The sequence below is a fragment of the Rathayibacter sp. AY2B3 genome (assembly GCF_002931755.1).
GTDB lineage: Bacteria > Actinomycetota > Actinomycetes > Actinomycetales > Microbacteriaceae > Rathayibacter.
This window is the reverse complement of sequence record NZ_PSUG01000008.1, coordinates 49846-66178: the sequence shown is the minus strand read 5'-3', so window position 1 is coordinate 66178 and position 16333 is coordinate 49846. Positions and strand designations below refer to the sequence as shown.

Sequence of the window (16333 nt, the reverse complement as noted above, 5' to 3'; positions counted from 1 at the left end):
GACCGCCGGTCGAGTCCCCGCCGGGGACCTCGACCGGCGGCGTCAGGTGGTGATGGTGATCGACAACTGGATCGTCGTGCCGCGCTGGACGAGATCGCCGGCCTTGTTGGACTGGTTCGTGACCTTGGTCAGCTCGTTCGGCGCCGCGTCGATCAGCGGGCCGAGCGTCGTCAGGGAGTAGCTCCACGACAGGTCCGCCGCCTCGAGGGCCGCCTTCGCCTCGTCGCGGTTCATCCCCACGACGTCCGGCACCGCGACCGGCTCGGGCCCCTTCGACACGACGACCGAGACGGTGTCGCCGGTCACGGCGGGTGCCTCCGGGTTCGCCTGCGTGAGGACGACGCCCGCGGCCACGGTGTCGCTCCAGTCCTCGCCGCTGCGGTCGAGGGCGAGACCGGCAGCCTCCGCCTTCGCCGTCGCGTCGTCGATCGAGAGGCCGACGACGTTCGGGATCGGTCCGAGGCTCACGACCATCGCGATGGTGCTGGTCTCCGACATCGTCTCGGGCAGCGCCGATCCGTCCGGCAGCGAGGCGGAGACGACCACACCCGCGTCGACGTCGGCGTCGAAGATCTTCGAGACGTCGCCGACGGTGAAGGAGCCGCCCGTCACCGCGGCTGCCGCGTCCGCCTCCGAGAGGCCGGCGAGCGAGGGGACCGGCAGCTGGCGCGGCCCGCTCGAGACGGTCAGGGTGATGACGGAGCCCTTGTGGACCCCCTGCCCGCCGGGCGGATCGGAGCTCACCACCGTCCCCGCGGGCACGGTGAGGTCGGGCGTCTCCTGCGGCTGCACCTCGAAGCCCTGCGCCTGCAGCTGGGCCGTCGCGTCCTGCTGCGACTGGCTGACGACGTCCGGGATCGACACGATCGCCCCGGGCCCCTCGCCGAACCACCAGGCCGTCCCGCCGCCGATGAGCGCCAGGAGGAGCACGACCACCGTGAGCAGGACGCCGCGGCGCCGTCGGACGCGGCGCCTGCTCGCGAGCCGGGCGACCGTGTCGTCGTCCTCGTCGACCACGAGCACCGCTCCGGGCGCCGGCGCCGGGTCGAAGACCGACGTCTGCCCGGCCTCCGCCGGATCGAAGACGGCCGTCGCCGGCGCCGGATCGGCGACGGGCGCCGGGAGCGGGGTGACCGCCTGCGTGTCGCCGCGGCGGTCGCTCGGCGTGATGCCCATGAGCCGCTCGGCCTCGAGGAGCTGGGCGAGCATGACGCCGGCGTCGCGGGGCCGCATGTCCGGGTCGCGCTCGGTCGCCCAGAGGACGAGCTCGTCGAGCGAGGTGGGCACGGAGGCGACCGTCGCGCTGGGGTACGGGACGGAGTCGTTCGCGTGCTGGTAGGCGATCTGCATCGGCTGCTCGCCCGTGAAGGGCTGCTGGCCGGTGAGCATCTCGTAGATCATGATCCCGATGGCGTAGATGTCGCTGCGGGTGTCGGCGGTGCCGCGCGTGACCAGCTCGGGGGAGAGGTAGGCGATCGTGCCGAGGAGGGCCTGGCCGGAGGCGGTGTTGGCGGAGGCGGCGCGCGCGAGGCCGAAGTCGCCGATCTTGATCCGGCCGTCGTCGGCGAGGAGCACGTTCTCGGGCTTGAGGTCGCGGTGGAGGATCCCGGCGCGGTGCGCGGCGGCGAGCCCCGAGAGCACGGAGTGCATGATGTCCACGACCTGCTGGGCGGTCAGCCGGCCGCGCTCCTTGAGCAGGTCGCGCAGGGTGATCCCGGGGAGGTACTCCATCACCAGGTAGGCCATGTCCGAGTCCTGGCCCTGATCGAAGACGCTGACCACGTTCGGGTGGGCGAGACGGGCGGCGGAGCGCGCCTCCTGGACGAAGCGGTTCTTGAACGTCGCGTCGTCGGAGAGGTGGCCGTGCATGACCTTCATCGCCACGCGGCGCTCGAGGCGCTGGTCGTGCGCGAGGTACACCGTCGCCATGCCGCCGCGGGCGATCCTCGAGCGCACCTCGTACCGGCCGTCGACGAGACGGCCGAGGAGAGGGTCGAGCTGGCTGGTGGTCACGCGACGAGTCTAGGCAAGACCCCCGGGGGAACCGGTGAGCGACGCCCGGGCGGCGCAGGACGGGATCGGCACCTTCTCCGGGGCACCCGCAGTTGGCGGCCCCCCGGGCTCGTGGCAGTCTTGTCGCGTGACCGACTCGTCCGCTGCCCCCGCCACCTCGACCGCTTCCGAGCTCGAGTGGCTGACCGTCCCCGACCTCGTCGAGCTGACCGGGCTCGGCGCCGGCCGGGTCCGCCGCCTCCTGGAGGAGCGCCACCTGCTCGGCACCCGCCGCGACGGCGTGCTGAAGGTGCCCGCTCTCTTCCTCCGCGACGGGGAGCCGATGAGCGAGATCCGCGGCACCGCGATCCTGCTCTCCGACTCCGGCTTCACCGACGACGAGGCGGTCGACTGGATGCTGACGGTCGAGGAGAGCCTGGGCACGAGCCCGATCGTCGCCCTCCGCGCCGGCCGGAAGGCCGAGGTCCGGCGGGTCGCCCAGGCGCTGGCCTGATCCGCGGGTCCGCTCCTAGGAGGTGCGGACCGTGACCTGGGCGGCCAGCTCGCGCAGCTCCGCCACGCCCTCCGTCCGGAGCGGCGCGTCGGGGAGGACCGCCATCGCCGCGGACACCTCCTGGCCGATGCGCTCCTCGAGCCGCTCGAGAGCGCCGCTGCCCGCGATGATCTCCTGCGCCCGCGCGATGGACGCCTCGTCGACGTCGCTCCGGCCCACGACCGCGTCGAGCTCGGTCCGCTCGCCCGGCGAGCACGCGCCGCGGGCGAGGCCGAGCAGCACGGTGCGCTTGCCCTCCCGCAGATCGTCGCCGGCCGGCTTGCCCGTCACTGCCGGGTCGCCGAAGACTCCGAGGACGTCGTCGCGCAGCTGGAAGGCGATCCCGACCGGGAGCCCGAAGCGGCGCAGAGCGTCCAGCTGCGCGTCGTCGCCGCCGGCGAGGGAGCCGCCGATCACCAGGGGCGCCTCGATGCTGTACTTCGCGCTCTTGTAGACCACCACCCGCTCCGCCCGCTGCAGGTGCTCGTGCTCGGGGTGCTGCACCCACGCGCTCTCCTCGAGGATGTCGAGGTACTGGCCCAGCGTGACCTCGGTGCGCATCAGGTTGAACTCGGCGCGCGCGCGCTCGGCTGCGACGCGGTCACCGAGGGACCACTCCGCCGCGGCGAAGATCTCGTCCGACCAGACCAGGAGCAGGTCGCCGAGGAGGATCGCGGAGGAGCGGCCGAACTCGTCGCGGTCGCCGGTCCAGCCGCCGTCGGCGTGGAAGGAGGAGAAGCGCCGGTGCGCCGCGGGGGCGCCGCGGCGGGTGTCGGAGTTGTCGATCACGTCGTCGTGCACGAGGGCGGCGGCGTGGAACAGCTCCAGGCCGGCCCCCACCCTCGCGATCGGATCGGAGCCGCTCGGATGGGCCTCGCTCGAGGTGCTCGAGACCGCGTTCCAGCCCGCCTCGCAGAAGCGCGCGCGGAACCGCTTGCCCCCGCTGAGAAAGTCCCGCGAAAGGTCGCCGAGGGCGGAGACGTCCTCTCCTATGGAGCGCAGAATTGGCGTGCGCCCGGTGAGGAATTCATCGATTCGGAGCTGGACGCGATCGACCAGTCGAGAGCTGTGGTTCACCCGACCAGCCTATGCACCGAAGGTGCCTGGTGCCTGCGTCGGGCTCGGTCTACACTGAAGCGCCGCCCGACCGGTCGAGCCCAGACGCCGCCTATTCCGGTGCCGATCCCCGAAAGGATCGACGCCACACCCTGAAGGGGTCACGATGCCGCTTTCGGAACACGAGCAACGGCTCCTCGATGAGATGGAGCGGAACCTCTACCAGAACGACGCCGATTTCGTGGCGGCGGTCGGTAAGGGGCGCGGCGGCACCAACTACCGGGCGCTCGTGCTCGGCATCCTCCTCGGCATCCTCGGTCTCGCCGTGCTCGTCGCCGGCGTGGTCGTGCGCCAGCCCCTCGTCGGCATCCTCGGCTTCGCCCTCATGCTCGGCGGCGTGATCGTGGCCATGCGGCCGGCCGCCGGCGGCTCCTCCGAGCCCGGCCTGCCCGACGTCGGCCGCCCGTCGAAGCCCCGCTCGGGCAACCGTCAGGGGTCCGGCTTCATGGACCGTCTGAACGACAGGTGGGACAACCGCGGAGACGGGCGCGGCTAGCCCCCCTTCCGCTCCACCACAGGGTCGATCCTCACGGATCGGCCCTTTTTTCGTGCCCGCGGCCTCCCTTCCGCCGCATTCCTCCTCCACTTCGCCCCACTGTCGCGATTCCGCGGGAACACGCGGATGACCGGGGCCTCTGCGGCGCGCCCCGCTTCGTGCCGGGGTTGTGAGTGGGGGGAAGTGGAGTACTGTGGAGGACACACCATCCTTGGCCGGAAGAAGTGGGGGGCAGTCCGTGTTCCTCGGCACCTATTCCCCCAAGCTCGACGAGAAGGGCCGCGTGATCCTCCCCGCCAAGTTCCGCGACGAGCTCTCCTCCGGAGTCGTCGTCACGCGCGGCCAGGAGCGGTGCCTGTACGTGTTCAGCCAGGCCGAGTTCGAGGTCATGCACGAGAAGATCCGGCAGGCGCCGGTGACCAGCAAGCAGGCGCGGGACTTCCTCCGGGTGTTCCTCTCGGGCGCGAGCGCCGAGACGCCGGACAAGCAGAACCGCGTGACCCTCCCGGCCCCGCTGCGCGCCTACGCCGGCCTCGACCGCGACCTCACCGTCATCGGAGCGGGCAACCGCGCCGAGATCTGGGCGCAGGGCGCCTGGGAGACCTACCTGCAGGAGCAGGAGTCCGTGTTCTCCGACACCCAGGAGGAGGTGATCCCCGGCCTGTTCTAGGTCCTGTCGCGCGACTCCCAGCCACTCGGCGCCCGGACGCACCTTCCCCGGTGTCCGGACGCGAGGTGGATGGGGATCGGACGACAGGAACGGGAACGGCGGGACCGCCATGGCAGAGAACACTCCGAAGGACGCTCCGCGCCCGACCGAGGAGCGGCACCTCCCGGTGCTGCTCGAGCGCTGCGTCGAGCTCCTCGCTCCGGCGCTGGAGCGCGACGGGGCGGTCGTCGTCGACGCGACGCTCGGGATGGGCGGGCACTCGCTCGCGCTGCTCGAGCGCTTTCCTGGTCTGCACCTCGTAGGCCTGGACCGCGACCCCGAGGCGCTGCAGCTCGCGGGGGAGCGGCTCTCCGCCCACGCCTCCCGGATCGATCTCGTGCACGCCGTCTACGACGAGCTGCGCGACGTGCTCGACGAGCTGGGCATCGACACGATCGACGGCGCGCTCTTCGACCTCGGCGTCTCCTCGCTCCAGCTCGACGAGACCGAGCGCGGCTTCTCCTACTCCAAGGACGCGCCGCTGGACATGCGGATGGACTCGACCGCCCCGCTCACGGCGGCGAGCATCCTCGCCGACTACGACGAGACCGCGCTGCGCCGCATCTTCCACGAGTACGGCGAGGAGCGTCTCGCCGCTCGCTACGCCAAGAAGATCGTGGAGGCCCGCCGCGAGGCGCCGCTGGAGCGGTCCGGTCGTCTCGTCGAGATCATCCAGGCGGCGACCCCGGTCGCGATCCAGCGGAACGGCCACCCCGCCAAGCGCGTCTTCCAGGCGCTGCGGATCGAGGTCAACCAGGAGCTCTCCGTCCTCGAGCGGGCCATCCCCGCCGCCCTGGGCCGGATCAACGAGGGCGGGCGCATCGTCGTCGAGGCGTACCAGTCGCTCGAGGACCGGATCGTCAAGCGCGCGCTCCAGGCCGCGTCCTCCTCCACCGCCCCGGCCGGCCTCCCGATGGAGCTGCCGGAGCACCGACCCGAGTTCCGACTCGTCATCCGCGGAGCCGAGCTCGCCTCCGACGACGAGAAGGCCCGCAACCCCCGAGCGACACCCGTGCGTCTGCGCGCGGCCGAGAGGATCAGGAGCACCGCATGAGCGCCACCGCCGTCATCGACCCCGCCGTCATCGACACCGCCCGCCGGGCACGCCCCGAGGAGGAGGCGCCCCGCCCCCGCATCGAGGCCGTCCCGGCCGGCCAGGCGCAGTCGCGCCCGAAGCTCGTCTACGGGATCGTCGCGGTCGCCGGCCTCTTCGCGATCATCGTCGTCCAGCTCCTCGTGAGCGTCGGCCTCTCGCAGGGGGCCTACCAGATCTCGGCGCTGCAGACCGAGCAGAAGTCGCTCACCCGCAGCAACGCGGAGAAGCAGGACGCCGTCGACACGCTGAGCTCGCCGCAGAACCTCGCCACCGCCGCGCAGGGCCTGGGCATGGTCGCCAACACCGCGCCGGTCTACCTCCGGCTGTCGGACGGCGCCGTGCTGGGCGACCCCTCCTCCGCCGCGTCGAGCGAGGTCGCGGGCACCGCCTCCGCGCCGCTCGTGCCCAACGCCCTCGTCCCGGCTCTCCAGCCCGGCGCGAGCGCGTCCTCCCCGGCTGTCGACGGCGCGGCCGTACCGTTGCAGGGCGAGCTGCCGGCGCCCATCACGCACTGACGCACGGCGTCGCGGTCCGCCTCCCCGCGGGCACCCGCCCCGCGAGGCGCACGACGACCATCCGGACCCGACGAACGGCGGCCCGCCCGCCCGGAGCAAGAAGGACACCGCCGCAGTGAGACACCACCGCTCGAGCAGACGCCGCACAGCCGTCACGTTCGTGATCATCGTCGCCGTCGTCGGACTCTTCATCGGCAAGCTGGTGGACATCCAGATCGTGCGGGCGAACGAGCTCACCGATGCGGCCGCCCAGAACCAGTCGAACAGCGTCGTCACCTACGGCCAGCGCGGCCCCATCGTGGACCGGTCCGGGACGGTGCTCGCCGACACCACCACGCGCTACCGGCTGACGACCTCGCCGAAGAACGTGGCCGAGTTCCCGCGCGAGCTGGGCGAGGACCAGAAGGTCATGGTCAGCGTGCAGCAGGCCGCGTCCGAGATCGGCGCGATCACCGGGCAGTCGGTCGAGCAGATCACCGGGGCGGTGGACGCCGCGCTCGCGAAGGACGCGAAGGCCAACTACCTGATCCTCGCGGAGGGACTGGACCTCGAGGCCTACCAGAAGCTCGTCGCGCTCGACATCCCGTGGACCTACTTCGAGACCCAGCAGGGCCGCAGCTACCCCAACGGCGCGGTGGGCGGCAACCTCGTCGGCTACGTCGGCGCGGACGGAGCGGCCCAGGAGGGCATGGAGTACGCGGAGAACACCTGCCTCGCGGGGCAGAACGGGTCCGAGAGCTACGAGCGCAGCGCCGACTACGTCCGGATCCCGGGCAGCACCGTCTCGGAGACCCCGGCCGTCGACGGCGGGACGCTGAAGCTCACCATCGACTCCGACCTCCAGTACTACTCCCAGCAGGTCCTCTCGCAGCGCGTCGCCGAGGTCGGCGGCAGCTACGGGATCGTCGTGGTGCAGGAGGTCAAGACCGGCAAGCTGCTCGCCGTAGCCGAGACGCCGACCGTCGACCCCAACAACGTCGAGGCGAGCGCCTCCGCCGACCGCAGCTCGCGCGCCTTCCGCGCGCCGTTCGAGCCGGGCTCGACCTTCAAGCCGATGACGGCCGCGATGCTGATCGACCAGGGCCAAGCGGGGCCGACGACCCAGGTCGTCGTCCCGGACTCGTTCGAGAAGGACGGCGCCTCGTTCAGCGACGACTTCGCGCACACCCCGACGAACTACACGCTGACCGGCATCCTCAAGGACTCGTCGAACGTCGGCATCTCGATGCTCGGCTCCCGCCTGTCTGCCCAGACCCGCTACGACTACCTGCAGAAGTTCGGGCTCGGCACGCCCACCACGAGCGGCTTCCCCGGCGAGGAGGGCGGCCTGCTCGCCGACTACCAGGACTGGGACAATCAGACGAACTACACGACCATGTTCGGCCAGGGCGTCTCGGCGACCGCGGTGCAGGTCGCGAGCATCTACCAGACGCTCGGCAACGGCGGAGTGCGGCTCCCGTCGCAGCTGATCGACGGCTGCACCACGGCCGACGGCTCCGTCGTGGACGTGCCCGACGCGACGGGGACCCAGGTGGTGTCGAGCTCGGCCGCGAAGCAGGTCGTCGACATGCTCCAGACCCACTACAACGAGGGCTGGCTGGCGAACGACATCCATGTCGACGGCTACAACATCGCCACCAAGACCGGAACCGCGCAGCAGCCCGACGGCAAGGGCGGCTACTCGAAGAGCTACACCGTCTCGCTCGCCGGGCTCGCGCCGGCGGAGGACCCGGAGTACGTCGTGACGGTCACCATCGCCGATCCGGTTAAGATGAACACGTCCCAGGCGACGGCTCCCGTCTTCCAGCAGGTCATGACCCAGGTGCTCAAGACCAACCGGGTGGAGCCGTCCACGGTCCCGCCCGTCGAGTACCCCACGACGTGGTGAGCCCCGCCGGGACCGCGATCCACGCACCAGAACGAGAGAAAGAGCGGGCAGTGCACGACCCTCGCCCGCAGTCCTCCCTCCGCCCCGAGCACCCCGTGCCGCGGAGCCTCTCGCAGCTCGTGGCCGAGTTCTCCCTCGGCCCGGTCCGCGGCCTCGAGGGCGTCGAGGTGAGCGGAGTCACGCTGGACTCGAACCAGGTCGAGTCCGGAGATCTCTACGTCGGTGTCGCAGGACGTCGTGCCCATGGCGCGGCCTTCGCGTCCGCGGCCGCGGCGTCCGGTGCCGTCGCCGTGCTGACCGACCCCGCCGGAGCCGAGCTCGCCGCCGACAGCGGCCTGCCCGTGCTGGTGACCCCCGACCCGCGGGCCGCCCTCGGCGACGTCGCCGCGTGGATCCACCGCACCCGGGAGGACGTCCCGACGCTCTTCGGCGTGACGGGGACCAACGGCAAGACGAGCGTCGTCTACATCCTCGACGCGCTGCTGCGCCGGCTCGGAGTCGTCTCGGGTCTCAGCTCCACCGCCGAGCGCCGGATCGGCGACGTCGCGGTGGTGAGCTCGCTGACCACTCCCGAGGCGAGCGAGCTGCACGGCCTTCTCGCGCGGATGCGAGAGTCCGCCGTCCGCGCGGTCTCGATCGAGGTCTCGGCGCAGGCGCTCACGCGGCACCGGATCGACGGCCTCGTCTTCGACGTCGTCGGCTTCACCAACCTCAGCCACGACCACCTCGACGACTACTCCGATCTGCGCGAGTACTTCGAGGCCAAGGCGGACCTCTTCGAGCCGGAGCGCGCACGCCGCGGCGTCGTCACGGTCGACAGCGCCTGGGGGCGCGAGCTCGCCGAGCGCAGCCGCATCCCCGTCGCGACGCTCGCGGGCTCGCCGGTCGTCGGAGTCGCCCCGACGACGCGGGCCGACTGGTCGATGACGGTGCTGGAGGCGACGCCCGACAGCACCACCTTCCGCCTGGAGGGGCCCGAGAACCGCTCCGTCGTCGTCACCGTCTCGCTGATCGGCTGGTACATGGCGTCCAACGCCGCGCTGGCGATCGTGATGCTGGTCGAGTCCGGCTTCGACCTGGACGCCGTCGCGCACGCGCTCGAGGACAGCCGTCTCGACGTCTACATCCCGGGCCGCGCCGAGCTCGTCTCGGGGGAGCGCGGACCGCGCGTCTACGTCGACTACGGCCACACCCCGGACGCGTTCCAGAACGCGCTCGAGGCGCTGCGGACCATCACCCCCGGCCGCCTGTTCATGGTGTTCGGGGCGGACGGCGACCGCGACACGACCAAGCGGAGCGAGATGGGCGCCATCGCGGCCCGTCTGGCCGACGTCGTGGTCGTCACCGACTTCCACCCGCGCTGGGAGGATCCGGCCGCCATCCGCGCCGCACTCCTCCGGGGCGCCCGGGCCGCCGTGCCCGACCGGGAGATCCACGAGATCGCAGACCCGCGCGCCGCCGTGCGCGCCGCCGTCGCCCTCGCGCGCGAAGGGGACTCGATCCTCTACGCCGGGCCCGGCCACGAGGACCACCAGGAGATCGCAGGAGTGCACATGCCGTATTCGGCCAGAGACGACGTCCGTCACGCGCTGCGCGAGGCGGGCTGGCTGTAGATGATCGCCCTCACCCTCACCGAGATCGCCGAGGCCGTCTCCGGGCGCCTCCACCTGGCCGGCTCGTCCGCCACGGCCGCCACCGTGATAGACGGCGCGACCGAGACCGACTCCCGCGAGATCGCGCCCGGCGGGATCTTCGTCGCCAAGCGCGGCGAGCACACCGACGGCCACCTCTTCGCGCCCGCCGCCCTCGAGCGCGGCGCCGCACTCCTCATCGTGGAGCGCCCGCTCGACCTCGACGTGCCGCAGGTCCTCGTCGACGACTCCGTCGAGGCGCTCGGCGCGCTGGCGACCGAGGTCGTCCGCCGCGTCCGCGCGAAGGGCGGGCTCACCGTCATCGGCGTCACCGGATCGAACGGCAAGACGACGACCAAGAACCTCCTCCGCACCGTCCTCGAGCGGGTCGGCGAGACGGTCGCGCCGCGCGGCTCCTTCAACAACGAGGTCGGCGCACCGATCACGATGCTCCAGGTGTCCGCGTCGACGCGCTTCCTCGTCGCCGAGATGGGCGCGAGCGCGGTCGGCGAGATCCGCCGCCTCGTCCGGATGGCCAGGCCCGACGTCGGCGTCGTCCTCGCCGTGGGCCTCGCGCACGCCGGCGAGTTCGGCGGGATCGAGCGCACGCTCGAGGCCAAGACCGAGATGGTCGCCGACCTCACCGCCGACGACGTCGCCGTGCTGAACGCCGACGACGGCCGGGTCGCCACGATGGCGGGCCGCACCGCCGCCCGGGTCCTCTGGTTCGGCCGCGGCGAGAGCGCGGACGTCCGCGCCGTCGACATCGACGCGACCGCCGACGGCACCCGCTTCGCGATCGAGGTCTCGGCGGGGGAGGGCCGCGAGGCCGCTCGCGCCGAGCTCCTGCTGCGCGTCCTCGGCGAGCACCACGTGATGAACGCCCTCGCGGCGACCGCCGCCGCGCTCTCGGTCGGAGTGGCGCTGCCCGCGATCGTCGAGGCGCTCGCGACCGTCACCCTCGCCGAGCGCGGCCGCATGGAGGTCCTGGGCGGCGAGGACGTCCGCGTCATCAACGACGCGTACAACGCGAGCCCCGACTCCACCGCGGCCGCCCTGCGCACCCTCGCCCAGATCGCGAAGCCCGGGGGGCGCACCGTCGCCGTCCTGGGCGAGATGAGCGAGCTCGGGGAGTGGGCCGACGAGGAGCACGAGCGCGTGGGCCTGCTGGCGGTCCGTCTCAACATCTCCCAGATCGTGGTGGTGGGCCGAGGCGCCCGCCGGATCCACGTCGCGGCCGAGCGCGAGGGGTCCTGGAGCGGCGAGTCCGTCTTCGCGGAGACCTCTGACGAGGCGTTCGACCTCCTCGAGGACTACGTCCGACCCGGCGACACCGTGCTGGTCAAGTCGTCCAACTCCGCGGGGCTGCGCTTCCTCGCCGACCGTCTCGGGGAGCGTCACCGATGAGGGCACTCCTCCTGTCCGGCGCGTTCTCCGGAGCCTTCACGCTCCTGATGACGCCCCTGTTCATCCGCCTCTTCCACCGCCTGCAGTGGGGCCAGTTCATCCGCGAGGACGGACCGAAGTCGCACCACGTCAAACACGGCACGGCGACGATGGGCGGCATCGTCATCATCATCGGCACCGTGGTCGGCTACTTCCTCGGGATGCTGTTCGGCAACCGGGCGATCGCGCCCTCGGCCCTGCTGGTGCTCTTCATGATGGTCGGGCTCGGACTCGTCGGCTTCGTCGACGACTTCCTGAAGACCCGCAACCAGCGCAGCCTCGGCCTCGGCGGCTGGGCGAAGATCGCCGGGCAGGTCATCGTCGCCGCGGCCTTCGCCGTGATCGCGATCATGGTCCGCGACTCCAACGGGCTCACCCCCGCCTCGACCTCGATCTCGTTCATCCGCGACCTGCCGTTCGACTTCGCCTCCCTCGGCTGGATCGGCATCGGCCTGTTCGTGCTGTGGATCTGCGTCATCGTCACCAGCACGTCGAACGGCGTGAACGTCGCGGACGGGCTCGACGGGCTCGCGACCGGGTCCTCGATCCTCGCGATCGGCTCCTACGTCATCATCGGGTTCTGGCAGTCGAACCAGTGGTGCTTCGACCAGCACCTCAACCCCGAGGTCGTCGACAAGTGCTACCAGGTGAGCGACCCGTTCGACCTGGCGATCATCGCGGCCGCCGTCTCCGGCGCCCTCGTGGGCTTCCTCTGGTGGAACACCTCGCCGGCGCAGATCTTCATGGGCGACACCGGTTCGCTCGGCCTCGGCGGCGCGCTCGCGGCCCTGGCGATCCTCACCCGCACCGAGCTGCTCGTCATCCTCATCGGCGGCCTGTTCGTCATCGTGACCGGCTCGGTCATCCTCCAGCGGATCTACTTCAAGCTGACCCGGGGCAAGCGCATCTTCCTGATGAGCCCGCTCCACCACCACTTCGAGCTCAAGGGCTGGGCCGAGATCACCGTCGTGGTCAGGTTCTGGATCATCGCCGGCATCTTCGTCGCCGCCGGCGTCGGGCTCTTCTACCTGGAATGGCTGTCGCTGGCATGACCGATCCCGCCCGTCCCGACTCCCTCCGCAGCTGGCACTCGGACTGGCGGGGCCTGCGCGTCGCCGTGCTGGGCCTGGGCGTCACCGGGTTCTCGGTGGCCGACACGCTGACCGAGCTCGGCTCCGAGGTGCTGGTCCTCGCCGACCGCGCCGACGAGGAGCGCGAGCGCCTGCTCGAGGTGATCGGCGCCCGCCTGCACCGGGCCGACCGCCTCGACTCCGCTCCGGAGGAGCTGCGCGCGTTCACTCCGGAGCTGGTCGTGGTGTCGCCCGGCTTCCGGCCGACGCACCCGATCCTCGTGTGGGCGGCGGAGTCCGGTATCCCCGTGTGGGGCGACGTCGAGCTCGCCTGGCGTGTCCGCGACAAGGTCGTGCGCGCCGACGGCACTCCGGCCGACTGGGTGGCCGTCACCGGCACCAACGGGAAGACCACGACCGTCCAGCTCACGGCGACGATGCTCGTGGCAGGCGGTCTCCGCGCCGCCCCCTGCGGCAACATCGGTGTTCCCGTGCTCGACGCGGTCCGCGACCCGCAGGGCTTCGACGTCCTGGTCGTGGAGCTCTCGAGCTACCAGCTGCACTACCTGGGCGCGATCGAGCCGATCGCGAGCGCGTGCCTCAACATCGCCGACGATCACCTCGACTGGCACGGCTCGTTCGACGCCTACCGTGCGGCCAAGGGCAAGGTCTACGCCGGCACCCGCGTCGCCTGCGTGTACAACCGCGCCGACGCGGCGACCGAGCAGATGGTGCTCGACGCCGAGGTGGTGGAGGGCGCCCGCGCGATCGGGTTCGGCCTCGGCGTCCCCGGCCCGAGCGACTTCGGGATCGTCGACGGCATCCTCTGCGACCGCGCCTTCCTCGAGGACCGCCGCACCAGCGCCCTCGAGATCACCACCGTGGACGAGCTCGCCGCGCGCCACCTCGCCGCTCCGCACATCGTCCAGAACGTGCTCGCCGCGGCGGCGCTCTCCCGAGCGTGCGGGATCGAGGTCGCGGCCGTCCGCACCGCGCTGGCGGCGTTCGAGCTCGACGCCCACCGCATCCAGGTGGTCGCCGAGCACGACGGGGTGACCTGGGTGAACGACTCCAAGGCCACGAACCCGCACGCCGCCGACGCCTCGCTGCGCGCGTACCCGTCGGTCGTCTGGGTCGTCGGCGGGCTGCTCAAGGGAGTCGACGTGGACGCCCTCGTGGCCGCGCACGTCGGCCGCCTGCGGGGCGCCGTGGTGATCGGCGCCGACCGCTCGGCGCTGCTCGGGGCATTCCGACGACACGCGCCCGCCCTCCCCGTGAGCGAGGTGGTGCCGGACGACACTGGTGCGGTGATGCAGGCGGCCGTCGAGGCCGCCGCGACGCTCGCCCGCTCGGGGGACGTCGTCCTGCTCGCACCCGCCGCGGCCTCGATGGACCAGTTCCTCGACTACGCGGCTCGGGGCCGCTCCTTCGCGGCCGCCGTGGCGACACACCTGGGAGGGGGAGCCGATGACCGCTCCGACGACGAGCCGCCCCGCGGGCCGTTCGCGCACTGAGCCGCGCGGGAAGGACCGGAGCGGGGCCCGCTCCGCGCGGATCGTCCTGTCGAAGGTCTTCGCCTCCCACTCGCCGAACTTCTACCTCCTCTTCGGCACCACGCTCTTCCTGGTGCTGTTCGGGCTGACCATGGTGCTCTCCTCCTCCTCGGTCACCTCCTACGTGTCGAGCGACGACTCCTTCGGCGGCTTCCTGCGCCAGGGCGGGTTCGCCCTCCTCGGGATCCCGATGATGCTGGTGGTCTCGCGGCTGCCCCTCGGCGTGTGGAAGCGCGTGACGCCGATCCTGCTCATCGCCGGCTGCGTCCTCCAGTGCCTCGTGCTCTTCACGCCGCTCGGCGACTCCGTCGGCGGGAACCGCAACTGGATCCGCCTCGGCGCCTTCAGCATGCAGCCCTCCGAGATCATCAAGCTCGCCCTCGCCCTCTGGCTGGGGCTCCTGCTCGCCCGCCGCTACCGGTCGCCGAAGGACTGGAAGGACGCGCTCATGCCCGTCCTGATCGTCGGCGGCGCCGCGATCGGACTGGTCCTCATCGGCGGCGACCTGGGCACGGTCGTGATCATGGCGGGCATCGTCCTCGCCGCCCTCTTCTACGCGAACGTCCAGATGAAGGTCCTCGTGCCGATCGTGGTGGTCGGCGCGATCGGAGCGGTGCTGTTCGCCGTCTCCAGCGACAACCGCCTCACCCGGATCATGTCCTTCCTCGGCGACTGCTCCAACGTCGAGGAGTACCAGAACTCGTGCTGGCAGCCGGTGCACGGCACCTGGGCGATGGCCTCCGGCGGGATCTTCGGCGTGGGTCTCGGCAACTCCAAGGCCAAGTGGTCCTGGCTGCCCGCCGCGGACAACGACTACATCTTCGCCATCATCGGCGAGGAGCTCGGGCTGATCGGAGCGATCGTCGTCCTGGCGCTGTTCGTGGTCCTCGCGGTCGCCTTCTTCCGCGTCATCCACGCGTCCTCCGATCCGTTCGTGCGGATCAGCACCGGCGCGATCATGGTCTGGCTGATCGGCCAGGCGTTCGTCAACATCGGCGTGGTCCTGGGGGTGCTCCCGGTGCTGGGGGTCCCGCTGCCCCTGATCTCCTCCGGAGGCACCGCCCTGCTCAGCTCCCTCCTCGCCATCGGCGTCGTCCTCTCCTTCGCCCGCACCCAGACCGCGCCCCTGCCCGGCGCGGGCGTGCTGCGCCGCCGGAAGGCGGCGGCGGAGTGACCCGCTACCTCCTCGCCGGCGGCGGCACCGCCGGCCACGTCAATCCGCTGCTCGCGACGGCCGACGAGATCCGCAGGCGGAACCCGGACGACGACGTGCTCGTCCTCGGCACCGCGGAGGGGCTCGAGGCCCGCCTTGTCCCCCTCCGCGGCTACGAGCTCTCGGTGATCCCGAAGCTGCCGTTCCCGCGGCGCCCGGACGCGGCGGCGCTGCGGTTCCCCGGAGCCCTCCGCGCGACCATCGCGGGCATCGTCCGGACGATCCGGGACCGGCGGATCGACGCGGTGGTCGGCTTCGGCGGCTACGCCGCTGCACCCGCCTACCTGGCGGCCCGCCGCGCCGGCGTCCCCTTCACCGTCCACGAGGCCAACGCGCGTCCCGGGCTCGCGAACCGCCTCGGCGCCCGCGCGACCCGCTCCGTCGGCGTGGCCTTCGAGGGCACGCCCCTGCCGCACGCGCGGGTCGTCGGCATGCCGCTGCGCCGCGAGATCGCCGAGCTCGACCGGGCCGCGCGCCGCGACGAGGCGATGGCGGCGCTGGGCCTCGACCCGTCCCGGCAGACCCTCCTGGTCACCGGCGGCTCGCTCGGCGCTCGGCGGATCAACGCGACGGTGCACGCCGCCGCCCGGGATCTCGTCGCCACCGGCTTCCAGGTCCTCCACATCACGGGCGACCGCGCCGAGATCACGGACCCGGGCGTGGCCGGCTACCACCTCCTCGCCTACTGCGACCGGATGGACCTCGCGCTGTCCGCCGCGGACGTGGCCGTCTCCCGCGCGGGGGCGGCGACCGTCAGTGAGCTGACGGCCCTCGGCCTGCCCGCGGTCTACGTCCCGTACCCGGTCGGCAACGGCGAGCAGCGCGTCAACGCGCGCGGCGTCGTCGACGCCGGGGGAGCGGTCCTCGTCGAGGACGCCGCCTTCCTGCCCGGGTGGGTCCAGCGGGAGCTCGTACCGCTCCTGGGCGACACCGCCCGTCGCGACGAGATGGCGCGCCGGGCCGCCCGCGTCGGCGTCCGCGACGGCTCCGGACGGCTCGTCGACCTGATCGAGTCGAGCCTCTCCGCTCCGCACTGAGCCCGCTCCGCGCGGCTC

The 16333-nt window shown here is 72.1% G+C and carries 14 protein-coding genes; 12 read left to right on the top strand and 2 right to left on the bottom strand.

From position 1 onward, the window contains the following. Positions 1–42: 42 nt before the first annotated feature. Positions 43–2013, bottom strand: a complete 1971-nt coding sequence (gene pknB / locus C5C24_RS04270) for a Stk1 family PASTA domain-containing Ser/Thr kinase (RefSeq protein WP_104276452.1) — start codon at positions 2011–2013, stop codon at positions 43–45. 127 nt (positions 2014–2140) lie between these two features. Here pknB and C5C24_RS04265 point away from each other — a divergent pair, with 127 nt between their 5' ends. Then, on the top strand, positions 2141–2506 hold the full coding sequence (locus tag C5C24_RS04265) for an Rv2175c family DNA-binding protein (RefSeq protein WP_104304378.1): 366 nt from the start codon (positions 2141–2143) through the stop codon (positions 2504–2506). A gap of 15 nt (positions 2507–2521) precedes the next feature. On the opposite strand, the gene C5C24_RS04260 is transcribed toward C5C24_RS04265, so the two are convergent. Continuing rightward, positions 2522–3622 carry a polyprenyl synthetase family protein gene (locus tag C5C24_RS04260; protein ID WP_104281232.1) on the bottom strand — a complete coding sequence of 367 codons (1101 nt, stop codon included), beginning with the start codon at positions 3620–3622 and terminating at the stop codon, positions 2522–2524. Between the two features lie 145 nt (positions 3623–3767). Between C5C24_RS04260 and C5C24_RS04255 the strand changes: the two genes are divergently transcribed. The 11 genes from C5C24_RS04255 to C5C24_RS04205 all read left to right on the top strand — a co-directional run bounded on the left by C5C24_RS04255 (position 3768) and on the right by C5C24_RS04205 (position 16315). Beyond that, positions 3768–4157, top strand: a complete 390-nt coding sequence (locus C5C24_RS04255; RefSeq protein ID WP_104276449.1) for a DUF3040 domain-containing protein — start codon at positions 3768–3770, stop codon at positions 4155–4157. A 238-nt stretch (positions 4158–4395) separates the two neighbouring features. Next, complete coding sequence (gene mraZ / locus C5C24_RS04250) at positions 4396–4827, top strand: division/cell wall cluster transcriptional repressor MraZ (RefSeq protein WP_104222586.1); 432 nt, start codon at positions 4396–4398, stop codon at positions 4825–4827. 109 nt (positions 4828–4936) lie between these two features. After that, positions 4937–5920 (top strand): 16S rRNA (cytosine(1402)-N(4))-methyltransferase RsmH, encoded by a 984-nt coding sequence (gene rsmH / locus C5C24_RS04245; protein ID WP_104304377.1) that lies wholly within the window; start codon positions 4937–4939, stop codon positions 5918–5920. After that, the gene (locus tag C5C24_RS04240; protein ID WP_104222588.1) at positions 5917–6477 is read left to right on the top strand and encodes a hypothetical protein; all 561 of its coding nucleotides are present in this window, start codon (positions 5917–5919) and stop codon (positions 6475–6477) included. Before rsmH ends, C5C24_RS04240 begins: the two co-directional genes overlap by 4 nt. A 115-nt stretch (positions 6478–6592) precedes the next feature. Then, on the top strand, positions 6593–8365 hold the full coding sequence (locus C5C24_RS04235; RefSeq protein WP_258065040.1) for a penicillin-binding protein 2: 1773 nt from the start codon (positions 6593–6595) through the stop codon (positions 8363–8365). A 50-nt stretch (positions 8366–8415) separates the two neighbouring features. Beyond that, a complete protein-coding gene (locus C5C24_RS04230) occupies positions 8416–9978 on the top strand; it encodes a Mur ligase family protein (RefSeq protein WP_104304376.1) in 1563 nt (520 codons plus the stop codon). Then, positions 9979–11403, top strand: coding sequence for a UDP-N-acetylmuramoyl-tripeptide--D-alanyl-D-alanine ligase (gene murF, locus C5C24_RS04225; protein WP_104304375.1), 1425 nt, complete (start codon positions 9979–9981; stop codon positions 11401–11403). It begins immediately after the preceding gene. Further along, entirely contained in the window at positions 11400–12494 is a 1095-nt protein-coding gene (gene mraY / locus C5C24_RS04220; protein WP_104276446.1) for a phospho-N-acetylmuramoyl-pentapeptide-transferase, read from the top strand. Before murF ends, mraY begins: the two co-directional genes overlap by 4 nt. Next, positions 12491–14026: a UDP-N-acetylmuramoyl-L-alanine--D-glutamate ligase gene (murD, locus tag C5C24_RS04215; protein WP_104281235.1), complete on the top strand. Its 1536-nt coding sequence runs from the start codon at positions 12491–12493 to the stop codon at positions 14024–14026. Before mraY ends, murD begins: the two co-directional genes overlap by 4 nt. Then, positions 13980–15239, top strand: coding sequence for a putative lipid II flippase FtsW (gene ftsW, locus C5C24_RS04210; protein ID WP_104281236.1), 1260 nt, complete (start codon positions 13980–13982; stop codon positions 15237–15239). Before murD ends, ftsW begins: the two co-directional genes overlap by 47 nt. Continuing rightward, positions 15236–16315 carry a glycosyltransferase gene (locus C5C24_RS04205; RefSeq protein ID WP_104281237.1) on the top strand — a complete coding sequence of 360 codons (1080 nt, stop codon included), beginning with the start codon at positions 15236–15238 and terminating at the stop codon, positions 16313–16315. Before ftsW ends, C5C24_RS04205 begins: the two co-directional genes overlap by 4 nt. The last annotated feature ends 18 nt before the right edge of the window (positions 16316–16333 follow it).